The sequence below is a fragment of the Acinetobacter bouvetii DSM 14964 = CIP 107468 genome, assembly GCF_000368865.1.
Classification (GTDB): Bacteria; Pseudomonadota; Gammaproteobacteria; order Pseudomonadales; family Moraxellaceae; genus Acinetobacter; species Acinetobacter bouvetii.
Window position 1 is genome coordinate 782,947 of record NZ_KB849726.1, and the last position, 20,011, is coordinate 802,957.

The window sequence follows — 20,011 nt, forward strand, 5'->3', positions numbered from 1 at the left end:
AAAAAAGACCCACATGTGGGTCTTTTTTTAACACAGATTGTTAAGCTTGTTGAGCTTTTTCTTCAGAGAGGAAGAACCATGTTTCTAAAACTGAGTCTGGATTCAGTGAAACAGATTCAATGCCTTGCTCCATCAGCCATTTTGCAAGGTCTGGATGGTCTGAAGGGCCTTGACCGCAAATGCCGACATATTTGCCTGCTTTACGGCATGCGTGAATCGCCATGGAAAGCAATGCTTTTACTGCCGCATCACGCTCATCAAACAGGTGGGAAACAATACCAGAGTCACGGTCAAGACCCAATGTTAACTGAGTCAAGTCGTTAGAGCCGATAGAGAAACCGTCGAAGTGCTCAAGGAACTGTTCAGCCAACAAAGCATTCGTTGGCAATTCGCACATCATGATGACTTTAAGGCCGTTTTCACCGCGCTTAAGGCCGTTCAATGCCAACAGCTCAATAACACGTTTCGCTTCTGAAACTGTACGGACAAATGGAATCATGATTTGAATGTTGGTTAAGCCCATTTCGTCACGCGCTTTTTTCAATGCGCGGCATTCAAGTTCAAAGCAGTCACGGAAGTTGTCAGACACGTAACGGCTAGCGCCACGGAAGCCTAACATTGGGTTTTCTTCTTCCGGCTCGTACAGTTTGCCGCCAATCAAGTTTGCATATTCGTTAGACTTGAAATCAGACATGCGCACAATCACTGGCTTGTCTGCAAATGCAGCAGCAAGAGTAGAAATACCTTCAACCAATTTTTCTACATAGAATTCGATTGGAGAAGAATAGCCAGCTGTACGCGCCATCACTGCTGCGCGGGTTTCACGCGGAAGGCTGTCGATGTTAAGAAGCGCTTTAGGATGCACACCAATCATGCGGTTGATGATGAATTCTAAGCGCGCTAGGCCAATACCTTCGTTCGGAATTTGAGCAAAGTCAAATGCGCGGTCAGGGTTGCCGACGTTCATCATGATTTTGAACGGAAGCTTAGGCATAGATTCGATAGAGTTCTTTTGGATTTCGAAATCTAAAGCACCTTCATAGATGAATCCTGTATCGCCTTCAGCACATGAAACAGTCACTTCTTGACCGTCTACAAGCACTTCAGTTGCATTGCCGCAACCTACGATTGCTGGAACACCCAATTCACGCGCAATAATCGCTGCGTGGCACGTACGGCCGCCACGGTTAGTAACGATTGCAGCGGCACGTTTCATTACTGGTTCCCAGTCAGGGTCAGTCATGTCAGATACAAGCACGTCGCCGTCTTGTACTTTGTCCATTTCTTTAATAGACGTCACGATACGTACTTTACCCGAACCGATACGTTGACCGATCGAACGGCCTTCGCAGATTACAGTGCCTTTTTGTTTCAGCAGGTAACGTTCCATTGTGCCAACGTTTTCACGGCTTTTTACTGTTTCTGGACGCGCTTGAACGATATAGATTTGACCGTCATCACCGTCTTTCGCCCATTCGATATCCATCGGCGCTTGATAGTGTTCTTCAATGATCAGCGCTTGTTTAGCAAGTTCTTGAAGTTCATGATCATTTAATGCGAATTGCTGGCGGTCTGCTTTGTCTACATCGACAACAACAACTGACTTGCCTGCAGCGCCTTCTTCACCGTAAATCATTTTTTGGTGTTTAGAGCCTAAGTTGCGGCGAAGGATCGCGTGCTTGCCATTTTTCAAAAGCGGTTTAGAAATATAAAATTCATCAGGGTTTACTGCGCCTTGAACAACCATTTCACCCAAGCCGTAAGAAGCGGTGATGAATACAGCATCACGGAAGCCTGATTCTGTATCCAGGGTGAACATTACGCCTGCAGCGCCGGTTTCAGAGCGAACCATGCGCTGAATGCCTGCAGACAATGCTACAACGTCATGCGCAAAGTTTTGGTGTACGCGGTAAGAGATGGCGCGGTCATTATAAAGCGAAGCAAAAACTTCTTTAATTGCGATTAGGACATTGTCGATACCGCGGATGTTTAAGAAGGTTTCCTGCTGTCCCGCAAAAGATGCATCTGGCAAATCTTCTGCAGTTGCTGATGAACGAACGGCAACCGCGATTTCAGGGTTGCCGTTAGAAAGTTCTGCAAAAGCATCACGAACTTCATTTTCTAGCTCAGGGGTAAGCGGAGAGTCTACAATCCATTGACGAATTTTAGCGCCAGTTTCAGCAAGAGCATTTACGTCATCAACGTCAAGCGCAGCAAGCTCTGCATTAATTTTAGCGTTTAGGCCGCTTTTCTCGAGAAATTCACGATAAGCGTCAGCGGTAGTAGCAAAACCGCCCGGTACGGAAACACCAGCATTTGCTAAATGGCTGATCATTTCACCGAGCGATGAGTTTTTGCCGCCCACGAGTTCTACGTCGTGTTTCCCTAATTTTTCTAGACCGATTACGCGCGCTTCCAAAGTTGTTACTCCACTTTTGCAGTATTAATCACTATCTTGGCATGAAATTATAACAAAAAACTTAGCATTTTGATTCAACTAAGTGATAGTCATGTAAGATGGTTCACTATAAAGATTATATAGCACTTAGACAAATAATTGAGGAGATTTTTAATGTCAGAAGGTAACCAGATTCAGCGGAGTGTTTTTTTTATTTCCGACGGTACGGCCATTACGGCTGAAACCCTTGGACACTCACTGCTGGCGCAGTTTCCGCATGTTGATTTTGACATTCATATTATCCCTTATATTACCTCGGAAGAGGCCGCAATGAATGTGGTTGCAGAAATCAATCAGCGGGCCCAAAAAGACGGTCAGAAACCGCTGGTGTTTGATACTTTGGTTGACCCCTATGTGCGCGATATTATTAATACTGCTGATGCTGTAAATCTTGATGTATTTGAAGGGCTTATTAGTAAGCTGTCAGATGAGCTGGGGACATCGCCTACAACTTTAGTCGGGCAGACCCATGCAGTGACGGATTCTGAGTCTTATAAGGCGCGTATTGATGCGGTGCATTTTGCTTTGGATAATGATGATGGCGCGCGTACACGCCATTATGACAAGGCAGATTTGATTCTGATTGGGGTGTCGCGTTCAGGCAAAACACCAACTTCCATCTACTTGTCATTACAATTTGGCATTCGCGTAGCAAACTATCCGCTGACTGAGGAAGATTTAGACGATAACCGCTTGCCAGCAGTACTGCGCCCGCATAAACAAAAGCTTTTTGGCTTAATGATTGATGCTGAGCGTTTAGTTGCCATTCGCAGTGAGCGAAAAGCCAACAGCCGCTATGCAAGCTTTAATCAATGCCAGATGGAATTGCGCGCTATTGAAGGCATTTATATTTCAGAAGGCATTAAATATTTGAACGTTTCTGAGATGTCAATTGAGGAAATTTCGACCCGCGTCCTTCAAATGACTGGCTTGAAGCGCCGCATCGGTTGAGCTTGATCAGGATAAATGGGCTGCGCAATGCAGCTCATTTATTATAAAAATAAGCTATCTGCTCATATGTAAATAGTATGAGTATGTTGTAAAAAAATACCCTCATTTCACCCATTTTTTATATAAATACTATTTTATTGCTCAAATATTGCACCTAAAGAATATTGCTTCAGCAAATTTAGAGGTAGGCTTTATGTAAATGGATAAACAGAAAGGTTTTCTGCATTCAGCGCAGTATCCAAAATTTCTTTTTCGGCAATAAGGAGAATTGCTTGCGCAATTCTTTTGTCATTACATCTTTTCATTTGAATTATAAATAATGCAGTCACAAGCATAGATATGGCCGGTTACTGCCTGAATGCCATGGCTGTGAATTTTCACAATAGGCCATGTGACCAGCGTGCAGTTGGCGCGCTGCAGTGAAGCATAGTAAAGATCAGCCTTCAGAAAAACTTTATTTTGAATGGCGGTATTGGGCATCAATAAATGCTTCAGCCAGGTGTCTTTCACTTGGTCTTCTAAAAACCGCAATGCGAGCAGGCTTTTGATCCGGTTGTTAAAAAGGCGGCGATTTTTAGCAAACAGCGGGTGCTGAATTAATTTATGTGTGAAGCGTTCAGATTTCGGCAAAACAAAATGCGGATGAATTTGAAATACCGCCACTTGGGAAGCTTGATCACACAGCTCTGAGAGAAGCGATGCTGAATTTTGGTCGATATTGATGATTGCGACATTTTTGCCCATGAAATTCATTTGCTTAATTTCATCTGATTGAATTAAGTCACCTTGAAATTCAGCATAGTCTTCCGGCAGGTTTTTGAAGACGGGGCAAGGGGCATCTTTTTGAAATGTGTCCATAAAATAATCTGCTATTTTCGTTTTATATCGTTCGAGTTATGTGCAGATATATTGATAGCGAAGAAAGCCCAGCAGGTAAAGTAAAGATTTGAGTCTGAACAGTCATCGCTGTGAATTGGCAATTCAGTCTGTTTTGAACTGGCATTATTGGCGATAAGTGATGACTGTCTGCTATTTTCTTTAATGTTCTTTATTTTCAGGCAAAGTGCTGCTTGTCAGCTCCAAATGATCAGTTTTATTGTGCTGCCGCAAATACTCCATATCCCGGATATTTTTCTGCACCGCAACTGCGCCAAACAGGCTGAGCAAAAAAGCCATAATATAAAAGCCTTTTTCACTTAAAGCTAAATTGGCATTAAATAAGCCGATGGCCAAAAGAAAAATGCAAATGGCAACAGATGCCCAGCACAATCCGTAATAGATGTGAGTGACGTGGGTGCCTTCAAGCTTATCGCGGATGATTTTCTGCAGGGAAACCGATGCAAATAGCCCATAGAGAATTAAAATTAGATAATAGCCTTTTTCATTCAGCAGCATATCGGCATTGAACAGGCCAATACAATAGGCAGCGGCGCCAGCCAGCAGGGCCACCCAGCTGGCCGCCACAAATGCAGGTGTGGGTTTATTAATATACTGATTCATGCATTTTTCCTAATTCAGTTTTTCGTTGTTATGATTTCATTATGCGGAAAAGCCTTAGGAAAGCAACGCTGAGGTATTGAAATGGCGCTGAATCTTTATCATGTCTAAAAGCGCTGCATGGGAGCGAGCTTTTAAACATGGGATGAAGCTGTTATGCAGCTTGGTGTTTAATTTCCATTAAATAGTCAAAGTTTTTCAAGCGTTTTTCAGTGTCATAAATATCGCAAGTGAAAATAAACTCATCTACATCAAACTGAGTTAATAATTGATTCAAGCCCTTTTTGACGGTTTCTGGCGAGCCAATCTGTGCAACAGCATAGAAACTATCGACATATTGCTTTTCGGCAGGCGACCACAATTCATTGATGTTGCTGACAGGCGGCTGAAGCTTGCCGCGTGTGCCGCGAATCATGCTTAAAATGCGCAGATACGGTGTAGATGCTAAATATTCAGCCTCTTCATCACTCTCTGCGATAATGGTGGGAACCCCCATCGAGACGTACGGTTTATCCAAGTATTCAGACGGGGTGAAATTGTCACGGTAAAGCTGAATGGCTTGCCCTAACATGCGGGGCGCAAAATGCGATGCAAAAGAATAGGGCAGGCCTAATTGAGCAGCCAGCTGGGCACTGAATAAGCTTGAACCTAACAGCCAGACTGGTACATGCGTGCTTTGCCCCGGCGTAGCGACAATGCGCTGATTTGGCATCGGGTCTTTAAAATACTGCAATATTTCGGCGACGTCACGCGGGAACTGATCTTCTGTTTCTTGATGGCCGCGGCGCAGAGCGCGCATCGTGGCTTGATCTGTACCGGGTGCGCGGCCAAGTCCTAATTCTGTGCGTTCTGGATAAAGCGTCGCCAGCGTGCCAAATTGTTCTGCGACGACTAAGGGCGCATGATTGGGCAGCATGATGCCGCCTGAACCGACTTTAATTTTTGAAGTATTCGCCAGAAGATAGCCGATTAATACAGAAGTTGCTGAACTCGCAATGCCGGCCATATTGTGATGCTCTGCGACCCAGATGCGTTCATAGCCTAATTTTTCAGCATGCTGAGCCAGCTGCAGTGCATGGTGTAGGGCATCTTGAATGCTTTTATCTTCTCGGACTGGCGCAAGTTCTAGAATAGAAAATTTTGTTTCTTCTAAGGAACGCATAATAGCTCTCTCAATAGGTTATATCGAAATAATACGATATAAGTGGCGTTGTGTATATCGAAATAACTCGATATTAAGTTTTATTTGTCACAGCGGTATGGTCTGCTTCTTAATATCATCAGTGGCTGACTGTGCCTGATTGCGGAGTGATGAAGAAAGTCTAAGCGTTTTTGCCCTTTTTGCTTTGCAAGAGCCGGAAACATTCACATTCTATTTTTAAGCATTTAAATTTATTTTAGGGCAGCAGATTGAATCAAGGAAATGCGGTTTGATGAATACGTTGCACAGCGGATGCACACAGCCTAACAGCAGCTGTGCAAATGGATTGAAGGGCTACAGAGCAGCAGTAAACTGAATCAGTTGCGCTATGCAAAAAAAGCACCCGAAGGCGCTTTTAATTGATGCATCTTTTTGCGGTTAAACAGTAAATTAACGGTGTTTGCCATTTTTATAATGGCCTAAATGACGGCCATTGTCTTTACTGTAGTAATTGCGGTCATTGTAGCGGTAGTTGTTTGAACGGTAGCCGCGGTCATTATAGCGGCGGTCATAACGTTCATCATCATAGCGGCGGTCTTCACTTACTTTTTTCCCTAAGACTGCACCGCCGGCAGAGCCTGCAGCTGCGCCAATGTAACCGCCATTGGTGCCGCCCATATTTTTACCCAAGGTGTAGCCGCCAGCGCCGCCTAAAGCGCCGCCGATGATTGCGCCATTGCGGTCGCGACGGTCGGCTGAAACCGCTGCACCCGCACCGCCGCCAATTGCTGAACCAATCATTGCGCCAGTTGTGCCGCCCATTTGCTTGCCAACTGCAGCGCCTACAACGCCACCTAATGCAGAAGTTAAGGCTGTATTTGTGGTATTGCCTGCATTTGCTGTGGTCATTGTAAATGCAGAGGCGGTAATTACAGCGCCTAAAATTAATTTATTGATTTTCATTTTTAACTCCTGAGAGCACATCATCTTTGTCTTGATACAACTGTAAGCAAAAATGTAGAAAACATCGTGAAGGGCATTATTGCGAAAATAAAGCCTTTGGTAATGGCTGTGTAAATCTTCTGCGAGTTTTCTTCATAATTTTGCAAACCTTGTGCCGGCTTGAATGCTGAGGACGGGAATGCATGCATATGATGCCGCTGCGTATTTGTCCATCAGCCATAAAAAAGCACCCGAAGGTGCTCATTTAATGTTGCGGTCTCAATGACGGCGATGTTTTTTATAATGTTTTTTGCTGTAGCTGCTGGCCTTGTCTTTAGAAATTTTGTTGCCTAAAGCTGCGCCGCCCGCTGCGCCTAACGCTGAACCGACATAGCCGCCGTTGGTGCCGCCCATGCTTTTACCGACTGTGTAGCCCGCGCCGCCGCCAATTGCGCCGCCGATTGCTGATTCTGTACGGTTGCGGCGGTCACTTGCTACTGCTGCGCCGCCCGCGCCGCCTAATGCTGCGCCGATCGTTGCGCCAGTATTGCCGCCCATGTTTTTACCAATAGCTGTACCTGCTACACTGCCTAAAGCACTTGCAGCTGCTACGCGAGTTGTACTGTCAGCATGTGCGCTTACAGTAAACATTGAAGTTGCTGCCAAAGCAGTACTTAATAAAATAGCATTCAGTTTCATGCTTTACTCCATGTCCATATATGCGGACTGTGTCATTTCTACGATGGGGCCAATGTAACAAGATGATTCTCTGAAAGTGTGGAGAGTCTTGATTGAATTGCTGTGCTTTAGTTTCCACATTGTTTCGCTTTGTAACAATTGTGAAGAAGTCGATTTAAAAACAATCAAATTCACAAAATTGTGAAAGAAAGTAGCAGAAAATAGCCTTTTAGGTGCTTTAAAGCATTGGCGCATTTTTCTGATTGCTGCGCTGAAAAGTGAAATGAAACTTAAATTTTGCAATGTTTCACTGCAATCGCAGGATGCATTTATTGCAGTTTGCTCCAGTTTGGCCATACAGCATCAATAAAGATGTCATTTAAAACACAGAATCGTTAAACTAAGCGCAATTTTTAGAATGATCTGTTCAGGTGAAAGCTTTGGAACAGGCTGTATTGAGATATTTTGAACAATGAAAGAATCGCTGCGTTTACGGTTGGATCAGCTGTCTGACCGTCACGAAGAATTAAATGCCTTGCTCGCAGATGCTGAAGTGATTTCAGACAATAAACGTTTCCGTCAGCTTTCTCGCGAACACAGTGACTTAAGCGAAATCACAGAAGTATGGGGGAAATACAGACAAGCGGAAGAAGATATAGAAACTGCTGAAGCGATGCTGTCCGATCCTGATTTTAAGGAAATGGCGCAAGAAGAAATTAAAGAAAATAAAGCTTTGATTGAATCTTTAGAAGCAGACTTAAATATTCTGATGATTCCCAAAGACCCCAATGACGCGAACTCCGCTTATTTGGAAATCCGCGCCGGAACGGGCGGTGACGAGGCCGCCATTTTCTCAGGCGATTTATTCCGCATGTACAGCAAGTATGCCGAATCTCAGGGCTGGCGTTTAGAAATTTTATCTGAAAATGACGGCGAACATGGCGGCTATAAAGAAGTGATTTGCCTCATTAATGGTGAAGGCGTTTATGGCCGTTTGAAATTTGAAAGCGGCGCGCACCGGGTGCAGCGTGTGCCTGCAACAGAATCGCAGGGCCGTGTGCATACTTCGGCATGTACGGTTGCGATTTTGCCTGAAATAGATGTAGACACCAGTGTGGAAATTAATCCATCTGAACTGCGGATTGATACCTACCGCGCATCGGGTGCGGGCGGTCAGCACATCAACAAAACAGATTCTGCGGTGCGTATTACACACTTGCCAACCGGAACTGTGGTGGAGTGTCAGGACGAGCGTTCACAGCATAAAAACAAAGCCAAAGCCATGGCGCTTTTGGTGTCGCGTTTAGAAAATGCCAAGCGCGCAGCTGCCGATGCCGCAACTTCTGAAATGCGCCGTGATTTAGTGGGTTCGGGCGACCGTTCTGAACGTATCAGGACGTATAATTATCCGCAAGGGCGGATGACGGATCACCGCATCAACCTGACGCTATACAAGCTGGAAGCGGTGATGGAAGGTGATTTGACTGAATTATTGGACAGTTTGCACCGTGAATATCAAGCTGATCAGCTTGCCATGCTTGCACAGCAGAATGGTGGCTAAATGAATATTGCACAGGCTTTGGCCTTACGCGGTGAACCTGAAAGCTATGAGCGTCAAGAAAATGCATGGCTGCTCGAGCACATCACTAAAATTGATTCTTTTGATCTTGTGATGAAAAAAGATCAGGCGCTGACAGCTGAGCAGGAACAGCAGTACCGTGACGGCTTAGCGCGCATTGCTAGTGGTGAGCCTTTGGCTTATGTCACGGGGTCTCAGCCATTTTGGACCTTGGATTTAAAAGTGACTAAAGATACGCTGGTGCCGCGGCCAGATACAGAAGTGCTGGTCGAAACCGTCCTGCATTTGGATGTGCCTGAGGATGCCCGCATTGTAGATTTGGGTACAGGTACTGGCGCTGTAGCGCTGTCGATTGCCAGTGAGCGGCCTGAATGGTCTGTGACTGCGACCGATATTTATGGACCGACCTTAGAAGTCGCTCAGTTCAATGCTGAAAGACATGATTTAAATCATGTGAAATTTGTTTGCGGTTCTTGGTATAAGCCTTTGAACCGCGCTTTTTTTGATGTGATTGTATCTAATCCGCCCTATATTGATGCAGATGATGTGCATATGCAGGATTTGGCAACAGAGCCTGAACGCGCTTTAGTTGCAGATAATCATGGCTTGGCTGATTTAGAGCAGATCATTCAGCAGGGGAAAAAGCATCTCACTATTAATGGCTGGGTTGTTGTTGAGCATGGCTATGATCAAGGCGAGGCAGTACGCCATATCTTTACGCAAGCAGGCTATAAGCAGGTGCGTACCGTAAAGGATTATGGCGGCAATGACCGCGTAACGTTGGGGCAGTGGCCGCATTAAAGCTCGCTGTGGACGCAAAATAAAAGCGCATTCAATGCGCTTTTATTTTGTCTGAGTCTTTAGTTTTTGATGACATCGCGCCAGCGAAGTACCCATGTTTCCAGCGCTTTCATCAAACTGTCGGTTAACTTGCCCAATACCGCCAATAAAATAATGGCTAAAATCACAATATCGGGCCGTGAAGTTTCGCGGCCATCACTGAGTAAATAGCCTATGCCTTGGGTCGCGGCAATCAGCTCTGCGGCAATCATAAACATCCAGGATAAACTGAGGCCATTCCTGAGGCCCGTTAAAATACCGGGCGCCGCTGCAGGCAAAATAATCTGCTGCACGCGTTGCCAGTATTTCAGGCGATACACTTGTGCGACTTCTATCAGTTTGTGGTCAACGCCCTTAATCGCGGCCACTGTGTTGGTATAAACAGGAAAAAAAGCACCAATGGCAATGAGGGTGATTTTAGACGCTTCATCAATCCCGAGCCAAAGCAAAAGAAGCGGAATCCATGCCAGGCTGGGAATAGATTTGATGGCAGAAAAACTCGGCTCTAAAAAATCTTCAGCTTGCTTATTCAGGCCAACAAGCACAGCAAACACTAAAGCAAGAAAGCTTCCAATGGCAAAGCCTGCAAATACACGCCAGCTGCTGGCCCAAATGTGTTGCCATAAATCACCCGTGGCTAATTCAGTGAGTGTCAGCCAAAGACTGCTTGGCGCTGGAAGTAAATAGGGTTCAATAAAACCGGCGCGCACCAGATATTCACAAACTAAGATTAAGACGGCAGGAAGCGTGAGCCCCTTGATCAGGCTTTTTAGTTTTGGCAAAGCTGAGGATTGCGCCTTGCTGTGCTGTACTAATTCGGCCTGAATTTTTTGAAATGCGGTGGGATGAGTCATTATGTGCTGGAAGCCTTATTTCTTCACTGCTTTTTGCGCAAACTTTGCATCAAATAGCTGGTTAACAACTTGATTGACGTTGGTGCCTGGACGGACCAAATCTTCCTCAGTCAAAATGGTTCCGGCTTTTTGCAAGGCCGCAATGTGTTTAGCCGTTGGAATATTTTGGTCAAAATTGGTACGGCTTAATTGAAGCTTTGCAACGTTTAACGGTAGTTTCGCTTCTTTGGCTAAGAGCGCGGCCAGTTTTTCAGGGTTGGCTTTGGCCCATTTTCGGGCTTGTTCATAGGCTTGAATGACAGCTGTTACAGCTTCGGGGCTTTGAGCTGCAAATTGGTCTTTTACGCTGAGTACACTATAGCTGTTGAAATTCACATTGCGATAAAGCTGTCTTGCGCCCGACTGCAGTTGAGCAGCCGCCATGAGTGGATCTAACCCAGCCCAAGCGTCGACTTGGCCGCGTTCTAACGCTGTTTTACCATCCGGATGCTGTAAATGAACCAGTTGAACATCACGTTTGGTCAATCCGGCAGTTTCTAAGGCTTGTAAAGTAAATAGGAATGGATCTGTGCCTTTTGTCGCTGCAATTTTTTTGCCTTTTAAATCTTTCAGGCTTTTAATATTTGAGTTTTTATTGACAAGTAACGCAGTCCATTCGGGCTGGCTTTGAATATAAACGGTTTTAATTGGGCTGCCATTCGCTTTACTGAGCACAGCGGCCAAACCTGCTGTGGAGGCAAAGTCGACACTGCCGCTGTTTAAATATTCAAGAGAACGGTTTGAACCTTGGCTGAATACCCATTTAATTTCATTTTTAGGCAAGGCTTTTTCTAAAAGTTTCTGGTCTTTCACCACTAAGCTGGTGGGTGCGTAGTAGGCATAATCCAGTTTGATTTCTGCCGGAATGGCTGCCACAGCTGTGCCTGCAGAAAGCGCGGAAAATAGCAGTGCGGAAATTTGAGTCAGTGATTTCATTTGAGCCCCTAAATGCATATAAAAGAAATAATGCGCAATTAATACGCGGGCTAAGCGGATGGTGCAAAAGAGAAAAAATGATAACCAAAGATGAAATTGTAAAAACATAAAATTTTAAATTTAATTATTTGATATTTATCTCTTTTGTATTGCTGTGCTGGCGATTGTTATGCTTATGAATTATTTGAAAGATAGAATGCGTTTAAAATGCTAAGTCTATAAATATGAAAAAGCAGCACATCAATGTGAAGCTTTAAAAAGCGCGGCATATAAAAAAGCGGTCTAAAGACCGCTTTTTTTAAATCTGAAAATGACGTTTACATTGGATAATCTTGCAGACAGTCTGCAATTTCTACACGGTTGAGCATGTCTGTTTCAACTGCTAAGCAATATGCTGCAATTTTTGCAGTTGCATCAATCAAGTTTTCTGCTTTCAGGTTTGCGCCTGCTTGAATCTGCTGCAAAGAGTCTGCAGAGATATCTAAAGCGTGCGCAATGTCAACGGCTTGATCATTTAAGAAAAAAACAGAAATGATATTGGCTAAGTCGATATCTGACATGTCACGCAGTTCTTGATGAAATTGCGCCTCATTGTGTTCAGCATCGCTTAACAAAGAGTCGGAGAAATTTTGTACTAAGCTGTGCTCGAGTACATCAATCATCTTAAGCATGGGAAAGCCCTTCAAGGTGATTAAACGGGAGTGGAGATACAATAAAAATTAAAGAAAGCAAAGCGCTTTAAATTGATGGAAAAATAACCTATTTAGGCTGAGCAGGCAATACTCTACAGATGAACGTCCAGTCGGTTTTTGTTGTATTCATAAGCGCATGAAATATAGATATTATTTAGTAAAGCTAAATTATTGTTATAATGCCAGACTTGAAAAATATTAGACTTATTGCGGATTATCATTCTTAGTTTGCCGATATGCGCCTGGACTGATCCCCGTCCATTTTTTAAACGCGCGATGAAAAGCGCTGGCATCGTGAAAATTCAGCTGCCCACTGATGTCTTGCAAGCTGAGCGCAGTTTGCTCGAGCAAGTTGATGGCCAAATCACGCCGTATTTCATTTTTCAGCTGCTGAAAATTGATGCCTTCCTGCTTGAGGCGCCGCTGCATGGTGGCTTCAGACATATTAAACAGCTGTGCCAGTTCAGGCAGTTCAGCCCATTCAGAAGCCGGCATCTGCGAAAAGTGCTTACGAATTTGGTGGCTTAAGGCATTGGGGTTTTTAAAGCGCACCAGTAAATTATAGGGCGTATGCTGAATAAACTGATGCCATGATTTTTTATCTTGTTTAATGGCGATCTTTAAATAGCTAGCATCAAACTGAATGTAGTTTTCATCAGTATGATATTGAATATCATCACAAAAACGCATTCTGTAGTCACTGTCATCCTGAGGCGCTGCGCATTTGAGCTGTATGCGGTTTAAGATTACGCGCTGACCGCAGAGCCAGCACATCATGCCATGAATCAGCATGAGGTAGGTGGCATAGCTAAACATGCGCTTAGGCTGGCGGCTGTCTTTAATAACAATATAAGCGTAATTTTCCTGCACAAAATGCGTGCTGCTGAAATCATCCAGCACCAAATTCAGAAATTGCAGAATGTGGGACAAGGCCTTGCCTAAATCAGCAGCTTGCAACACCGACTTGGATAAAAAAGTATAGCTGCCTCTGCGCATGGGGTGATGATCCATGCCAAAGAATTCGTCATTCATGGCATCCGCCAAAACAATCCACAATTGCGCATATTGTATAACTGAAACACGGGTTTTATCGGTGTGCAGCAATTCAGGGGCGATGCCGGCTTGAGTCAGTAAGTCGTTTATTTCATAACCTTGGCGTTCTGCATTGTGCAGCGCTTCTTTAACCAAGCGAATTGAAATCGTGCCTTTAAAATAATCGCCGTCCAATCTCTTCATCCATGTATTCTTGGTTTCATTTTTCTATTGTTCAAATACATCACGGTAAATGCAGTCTTTGGAAATTGTACTGAATTTATTCTATGTTTACTCTGTGTCTTAAGTCGAATTTCAAAATACAGATTATTTAAAAGAGATTTCAAGGAAAAATAAAATGAAAATTCAAGGAAAGGTGTTCGTGGTGACTGGCGGCGCATCTGGGCTAGGTGCCGCTACAGCCACCTATTTAGTGGGGCAAGGCGCTAAAGTCATTATGGCTGACATGAACCAAGAGCTGGGTGAAGCCTTGCAGCGCCGTTTAGGTGAACACGCAGAATTTCAGCTGCTGGATGTGACCAGTGAAGCTGATGCAGAAGCCTTTTTCCAGCACGTTGAAAATAAATATGGCCAACTGAATGGTTTGGTGAACTGTGCCGGCATTGCGCCTTCTGCAAAAGTATTGGGCCGTGACGGCTTGCATGATTTAGCCATGTTCCAGAAAGTCCTTAATATCAATGTCGTTGGCACATTTAACATGATTCGCTTTGGGGCGCGCTTAATTGCAAAATATGAACTGCAGGCGGGCGAAGAAGAGCGTGGCGCAATTGTGAATACCGCTTCGGTGGCTGCTTTTGACGGTCAAATTGGGCAGGCTGCTTATGCAGCGTCAAAAGGTGCTGTGGCTGCCATGACTTTGCCGCTAGCCCGTGAATTGGCGCGTGAGGCGATTCGGGTCATGACTATTGCGCCGGGCATTATGGAAACACCGATGCTGAAAGGCCTGCCGCAGCATGTACAGGATGCCTTGGGGCAAATGGTGCCGTTTCCGCCGCGTTTGGCTAAACCTGAGGAATTTGCGCATTTGGTGGGGCATATTTTTGAAAATGGCTATTTGAATGGTGAGGTGATTCGTTTGGATGGCGCTATTCGGATGCAGCCTAAGTGATCTAGATGCAGACTTTATTCAACTTATTTAAACAGTTTCATCATTAATAACGTTGATAATTCCTCCTTCCTTTTGAAGGATCAAAAGGAACAAAAATCCCTTTGCTGGCCTGATGATACTTCCATGTATCTCAGTCCAGCGGGTGGCATCCCTGCCACCGTCCGCGTATCAAATATTGAAAATAAATGAATTTTAAAAGGATGTATGCATGATTTTAAATGAAGCGCAGAAAATGGTTCAGGACATGATGCGGGATTTTTCTCAAAGCAAGCTGAAGCCGACGGCAGCGGAAAGGGATAAAACAGCGCGCTTTCCTGCTGAAGAGTTAAAAGAGCTGGGTGCACTGGGTGCGCTGGGTATGACCGTTTCTGAGGAATGGAGCGGTGCTGGCATGGACTATGTCTCACTGGTTTTGGCCATAGAAGAAATTGCAGCCGGTGATGGCGCAATTTCAACAATTGTGAGCGTACAGAATTCACTGCCTTGCGGCATTACTCAGCGTTATGGCACAGAAGAGCAAAAGAAAAAATATCTAACCAAGTTGGCGACAGGTGAAATGTTGGGCTGTTTCTGCCTAACTGAGCCGCAGGCAGGATCGGATGCCAGTGCCCTGGAATGTCAGGCGGTACGCGAGGGTGATGAGTGGGTCATTAATGGTACAAAGCAGTTTATTACCACAGGCAAATATGCAGACATCGCCATTGTATTTGCTGTCACCGATAAAGCTGCAGGCAAAAAGGGCATTTCCTGCTTCTTGGTGCCAACCAATGCTGCGGGATATATTGTGTCGCGTGTAGAAGAAAAGATGGGGCAGCATTGTTCCGATACCGCGACGATCATTTTTGATGACTGCCGCATTCCAGCGGATCATTTGCTGGGCCAAGAAGGTGATGGCTATAAAATTGCCTTATCGAATTTAGAGTCTGGGCGGATTGGCATTGCCGCGCAATGTGTCGGCATGGCGCGTGCAGCCCTGGATGCGGCCGTGGAATATGCCCATGAGCGCAAAGCCTTCGGTGTAGAAATTTTGCAGCATCAGGCGGTAGCATTTCGTTTGGCCGATATGGCCACGCAAATTGAAGCGGCGCGTCAGCTTATTTTGCACGCTGCGGCATTAAAAGACGCCCATTTACCGTGTTTAAAAGAAGCCTCTATGGCTAAGCTTTTTGCATCGACCATGGCCGAGCGGGTGTGCTCTGATGCGATTCAGACTCATGGCGGCTATGGCTATGTTTCAGACTTTCCCGTTGAGCGGATTTACCGGGATGTGCGCGTCAGCCAAATTTATGAAGGCGCATCGGATATTCAGCGTCTGGTGATTGCTCGTGAAGTGGCTAAAGCCTGATTGATCAGACTTTAGTAGATGCCCAAAGCCTGCAATGCATTTGACGGTTATGGAAATTGCAGGCGGCATCTGAACATGTTTTGCTTATCTTATATTTAAAAAAAGCACTGAGTGATCGGCGCAAATCTTAGTACTGGATGTACAGCTGGGGCTGAGTAAAGGCCACAGCAGAAATAAAACAATGATGAATGCGCTAAGCGCGGATGCCTTGCCATTTTGTCTATCGAATAAGAGGTTTTTAAAAATGAAAACATTGGAACAGGCCTATCTGGATTTTGATTTTGAAAAGCTGATGACGGTGCAATTGGCAGGTTCAGCGCAGCGTATGAATGCCTATGTGGAATGCTGCCAGCGTTATGTCGGACAGCAAAAGACCGCGCTGATTTGGGAAGGCAAACATGGCGAATCTGCTGAATGGACATTTGAACAGCTGGATGAGGCATCTGGCAAACTGGCGAACTATTTTAAAAGTTTGGGCCTAAAAAAAGGCGACTGCATCGCTGGCCTTTTGCCCAGAACGCCAGAACTGCTGATTACTGTATTGGCGACATGGCGGATAGGCGCAATTTATCAGCCGCTATTTACCGCTTTTGAGTCGAAAGCCATTGAACACCGCATAGACACGGCACAGACCCAGTTGATCGTGACCAATGCAGAACAGCGTCCAAAGTTAAACAGCGTAAAAGTGCCGCATATTTTAACGGTGCAGCCTCATTTAAGCACAGATGAAGGATCACCATCAGATGCAGGCTTTTGGCAGGTGCTTGCATCACAGTCTGCGGTTTGTGAACCTGAAATGCTGAGCTTTGACGATAATTTCCTGATGATGTTTACCTCGGGAACCACTGGGCTGGCAAAATCGGTGCCGGTGCCTTTAAAAGCGGTCTTAGCCTTTAAGGGCTATATGACCCATGCGGTTGATTTGCGTGATGAGGATTCGTTCTGGAATTTGGCGGATCCCGGCTGGGCCTATGGCCTGTATTACGGCATCACTGGCCCATTAAGTTTAGGCCATAGCATTATCATGGATGAGCGTGCGTTTAGCGTTGATAACGCTTTACAGATTATTCAAAAATATAAAGTCAGCAATTTGACGGGTTCACCAACAGCATTCCGCATGTTTTTTGGCTTTAAAGAAAAGTTTGACCCGTCGATTAAAAATCATTTGCGTGTGGTAAGCAGTGCAGGCGAGCCGTTAACGCCTGAAGTGATTCACTGGTTTAATCATGACTTAAATGTGAATATTTATGACCAATATGGGCAGACAGAATTAGGCATGGTCATCGCCAATCATCATGCGCTGGATCACTATAAAAAAGTCGGTTCGGCGGGCTACGCAATCCCGGGGCATCGTTTTGCGGTGTTGAATAAAGAGCATCAGGAAGTGGAGGCGGGCAGCATAGGTACTTTGGCCATAGATTGTTCGCAATCGCCATTATTTTGGTTTAATGGCTATGGCGGCAATAACCGTAAATCGTTTGTGGGGCACTATTATTTAACGGGCGATACCGTGTGTTTAAATGAGCAAATGGGCATAGATTTTATTGGGCGTGCTGACGATGTCATTACAACGTCAGGCTATCGTGTGGGCCCTTTTGATGTGGAAAGCACATTATTGGAATGCGCGGAGGTTTTGGAGTCTGCTGTAGTGGGCAAGCCAGATCCAGAACGCACAGAGCTTGTAAAAGCTTTTGTGGTGCTTAAAGCACAATATCCAGCTACGCCGGAACTGATGCAGAAATTACAGGACTATGTGCGTTCACGCCTATCGAAACATGCCTATCCAAAAGAAATTGAGTTTGTGGCAAATCTGCCGAAAACCTCCAGCGGAAAAATTCAGCGCAATTTGCTGAAACAGCAGGAAATTGCCAAGGCGGAAAATCTGCATAAAGTAGGCTAGTTGATTTTAAAATGGCTTTATCTTAAATGCATTCAAATAAAAAGGCGGTCATGAGACCGCCTTTTTATTTGGGTTTCACTAATGAATATTTAGCGGCTGGCCATCGGTAACTGTTTTGGCAATAATATCAGGCAAGCTAAAGCAGCAATCAGCGCACAAACAGCAATGATACTGACCAAGCCAAAACCGCCTGCAGAAGAAAAAGCCCCTGTTATGGCTACGACGATTGCACCAAAGCCAAATTGCAGAGAGCCCAATAAGGCTGAAGCGGTTCCTGTATTTTTGTGCTGGAACATTAACGCCAATTGAGTTCCTGTCGGCATAATAAAACCCAGTAAAGCCACAGCAATAAATAAGGCAATACAGAAAATAATTAAGCTGTCTATGCCGCATGCTAAGCAGGCAAAAAGCACAGCAATCACAATAAAAAAGCCAAGGTTCATGCATTTATAGGCCTGCAGCAGGCCCATTCTTTCATGCACTTTCGGATTTAAAATTGCAGCAGCAATTAATCCAAACGCATTTAAGGCAAACAGCAGGCTGAATTGAGTTGATGTGAGCTGATATTCAGAAATAAAGACGCTGGCAGAACCGGCAATGTAGGCAAAGAACCCCGCTTGAGCAATACAGAGGGCGAATGCATAAATAATGAATTTACGGTCAGTGATAATTTGGCCATACAGCTTAAAGGTCTGTGAAAGCTGAAATTGTTTACGCTGTTCGGTATTGCGTGTTTCCGGCAACAATACAGCAGCAGCGCTCAGTACGATTGCGCCGTACACAGTAAGAAAGATGAAAATATTGCGCCAAGAGCCTAAAGCCTGCAAGCCATCGCCAATTAAGGGCGCGGCCACGGGCGATAAGCCCAAAATAGCTAAAACCATCGACATCATTTTACCCATCGCAGGGCCTTCATATTGATCTTTAATGATGGCGAAAGCGATGACTATGCCAATCGAACCGCCTAAGCCCTGTACAAAGCGGATCGTTTGCAGTTGCGTCGCCGTTGCTGCCAAGGCGCAGCCAATCGAACCGAGTATAAAAATACTGAGCCCTGTGTAGATAAGCGGTTTGCGTCCAAATTTATCTGAAAGCGGGCCATAGACCAATTGTCCCAGCATCAACCCCACAAAGAAAGTCATTAAGCTGAGCTGAATTGCGCCTTCGCTGCTGCCCATTGCTGCTGCCATTGCTGGAATGCTGGGCAGATACATATCAATGCCGATAGGGCCAAGGGTTGCCAGCAATGCAATGAGCAGAGGCATTGCACGGTTTGGTGATGCTGTCATAATAAATCTGAATTTGGTAAAACGGCGCGTATTATGAAACCTATTAGTTTCCTAAGTCAAGGAAGAAGACATGGCTAAACTGGGCAGACCTTTGGCAATGACCGTGGCGCAGCGCCGTAAAGAAATTTTCTTGGCTGCAGAGAAACTGTTTGGAAATTATGGGTTTGAAAATGTCACGATGGCTCAAATTGCCACGGAAACAGGCATGTCGAAAAAAACCTTATATGCATATTTTTCTGATAAACGCGCATTGCTCAAATCCTTGGTCGAATCCTCTTATATCTGGCCAGAGGAAGCATTTCCTGACCATCAGCTCAATTGCGCGGCGGTATTAAAACAGCATTTAAAAACCATTGCTGAGCATGTGCTTTCAGAGCGCCATATTAAATTATGCCGTTTATCTATTGCGGAGCATGCAGATATGGACGGCATCTCAAATACATTTTATGAGATGGGCATCGCGTCTAGCCGCAATCATTTAATTGCAGCCATTGAGCAGATTGCGCCTGCAGAACGGCGTTTAGCATTAACGGCAGAGATTTTGGCGGACATGCTGTTTGGTGCATCCATTGCAAAACCATTTCTTGATGCATTATTGATCGATAAGGTGGCGGATTTGGCTGAAATACATCAAACCATTGACACGACTGTCGATGCAATGCTGATAATAGCCTGAACATCGACGCAACACTTATTTACACGGATATAG

18 protein-coding genes are annotated in these 20,011 nt (G+C 45.0%); 7 read left to right on the plus strand and 11 right to left on the minus strand.

The features are described 5' to 3' along the window. Positions 1 to 40 precede the first annotated feature (40 nt). A complete protein-coding gene (gene ppsA, locus F941_RS06565; protein WP_005009174.1) occupies positions 41 to 2,419 on the minus strand; it encodes a phosphoenolpyruvate synthase in 2,379 nt (792 codons plus the stop codon). Positions 2,420 to 2,572: 153 nt separating this feature from the next. Between ppsA and ppsR the strand changes: the two genes are divergently transcribed. Beyond that, positions 2,573 to 3,409 (plus strand): posphoenolpyruvate synthetase regulatory kinase/phosphorylase PpsR, encoded by an 837-nt coding sequence (gene ppsR / locus F941_RS06570; RefSeq protein ID WP_005009175.1) that lies wholly within the window; start codon positions 2,573 to 2,575, stop codon positions 3,407 to 3,409. 291 nt (positions 3,410 to 3,700) lie between these two features. Here ppsR and F941_RS06575 read toward each other — a convergent pair whose 3' ends face one another. The 5 genes from F941_RS06575 to F941_RS06595 form a co-directional block, all read right to left on the minus strand. Further along, positions 3,701 to 4,267, minus strand: coding sequence for an NAD(P)/FAD-dependent oxidoreductase (locus tag F941_RS06575; RefSeq protein ID WP_005009177.1), 567 nt, complete (start codon positions 4,265 to 4,267; stop codon positions 3,701 to 3,703). 180 nt (positions 4,268 to 4,447) lie between these two features. Next, positions 4,448 to 4,909: an inner membrane protein YiaA gene (yiaA, locus tag F941_RS06580; RefSeq protein WP_005009178.1), complete on the minus strand. Its 462-nt coding sequence runs from the start codon at positions 4,907 to 4,909 to the stop codon at positions 4,448 to 4,450. Positions 4,910 to 5,060: 151 nt separating this feature from the next. Then, a complete protein-coding gene (locus F941_RS06585) occupies positions 5,061 to 6,068 on the minus strand; it encodes an LLM class flavin-dependent oxidoreductase (protein WP_005009179.1) in 1,008 nt (335 codons plus the stop codon). A gap of 429 nt (positions 6,069 to 6,497) precedes the next feature. Continuing rightward, on the minus strand, positions 6,498 to 7,010 hold the full coding sequence (locus F941_RS06590) for a hypothetical protein (RefSeq protein WP_005009182.1): 513 nt from the start codon (positions 7,008 to 7,010) through the stop codon (positions 6,498 to 6,500). 258 nt (positions 7,011 to 7,268) lie between these two features. Further along, positions 7,269 to 7,688 (minus strand): glycine zipper domain-containing protein, encoded by a 420-nt coding sequence (locus F941_RS06595; protein WP_005009185.1) that lies wholly within the window; start codon positions 7,686 to 7,688, stop codon positions 7,269 to 7,271. Between the two features lie 451 nt (positions 7,689 to 8,139). On the opposite strand from F941_RS06595, the gene prfA reads away from it, so the two are divergent. Further along, the gene (gene prfA / locus F941_RS06600; RefSeq protein WP_005009193.1) at positions 8,140 to 9,228 is read left to right on the plus strand and encodes a peptide chain release factor 1; all 1,089 of its coding nucleotides are present in this window, start codon (positions 8,140 to 8,142) and stop codon (positions 9,226 to 9,228) included. After that, a complete protein-coding gene (gene prmC, locus F941_RS06605; RefSeq protein ID WP_005009194.1) occupies positions 9,229 to 10,047 on the plus strand; it encodes a peptide chain release factor N(5)-glutamine methyltransferase in 819 nt (272 codons plus the stop codon). It abuts the gene before it with no gap. Positions 10,048 to 10,106: 59 nt separating this feature from the next. On the opposite strand, the gene F941_RS06610 is transcribed toward prmC, so the two are convergent. From F941_RS06610 to F941_RS06625, 4 genes are all read right to left on the minus strand, one after another. Continuing rightward, complete coding sequence (locus F941_RS06610) at positions 10,107 to 10,940, minus strand: ABC transporter permease (RefSeq protein ID WP_005009198.1); 834 nt, start codon at positions 10,938 to 10,940, stop codon at positions 10,107 to 10,109. A gap of 15 nt (positions 10,941 to 10,955) precedes the next feature. Further along, positions 10,956 to 11,915 carry an aliphatic sulfonate ABC transporter substrate-binding protein gene (locus F941_RS06615; protein WP_026253411.1) on the minus strand — a complete coding sequence of 320 codons (960 nt, stop codon included), beginning with the start codon at positions 11,913 to 11,915 and terminating at the stop codon, positions 10,956 to 10,958. A 317-nt stretch (positions 11,916 to 12,232) separates the two neighbouring features. Next, a complete protein-coding gene (locus tag F941_RS06620; protein WP_005009202.1) occupies positions 12,233 to 12,586 on the minus strand; it encodes a hypothetical protein in 354 nt (117 codons plus the stop codon). 225 nt (positions 12,587 to 12,811) lie between these two features. Beyond that, complete coding sequence (locus F941_RS06625) at positions 12,812 to 13,843, minus strand: AraC family transcriptional regulator (RefSeq protein ID WP_005009204.1); 1,032 nt, start codon at positions 13,841 to 13,843, stop codon at positions 12,812 to 12,814. Positions 13,844 to 13,997: 154 nt separating this feature from the next. Between F941_RS06625 and F941_RS06630 the strand changes: the two genes are divergently transcribed. From F941_RS06630 to F941_RS06640, 3 genes are all read left to right on the plus strand, one after another. Beyond that, positions 13,998 to 14,768 carry a 3-hydroxyacyl-CoA dehydrogenase gene (locus tag F941_RS06630; RefSeq protein ID WP_005009206.1) on the plus strand — a complete coding sequence of 257 codons (771 nt, stop codon included), beginning with the start codon at positions 13,998 to 14,000 and terminating at the stop codon, positions 14,766 to 14,768. A gap of 208 nt (positions 14,769 to 14,976) precedes the next feature. Next, a complete protein-coding gene (locus F941_RS06635) occupies positions 14,977 to 16,113 on the plus strand; it encodes an acyl-CoA dehydrogenase family protein (RefSeq protein WP_005009209.1) in 1,137 nt (378 codons plus the stop codon). 244 nt (positions 16,114 to 16,357) lie between these two features. Beyond that, positions 16,358 to 18,013: an AMP-binding protein gene (locus tag F941_RS06640; protein WP_005009210.1), complete on the plus strand. Its 1,656-nt coding sequence runs from the start codon at positions 16,358 to 16,360 to the stop codon at positions 18,011 to 18,013. A gap of 89 nt (positions 18,014 to 18,102) precedes the next feature. Here F941_RS06640 and F941_RS06645 read toward each other — a convergent pair whose 3' ends face one another. Then, on the minus strand, positions 18,103 to 19,302 hold the full coding sequence (locus F941_RS06645; RefSeq protein WP_228128340.1) for a multidrug effflux MFS transporter: 1,200 nt from the start codon (positions 19,300 to 19,302) through the stop codon (positions 18,103 to 18,105). A 70-nt stretch (positions 19,303 to 19,372) separates the two neighbouring features. Here F941_RS06645 and F941_RS06650 point away from each other — a divergent pair, with 70 nt between their 5' ends. After that, positions 19,373 to 19,978, plus strand: a complete 606-nt coding sequence (locus F941_RS06650) for a TetR/AcrR family transcriptional regulator (protein ID WP_005009213.1) — start codon at positions 19,373 to 19,375, stop codon at positions 19,976 to 19,978. The last annotated feature ends 33 nt before the right edge of the window (positions 19,979 to 20,011 follow it).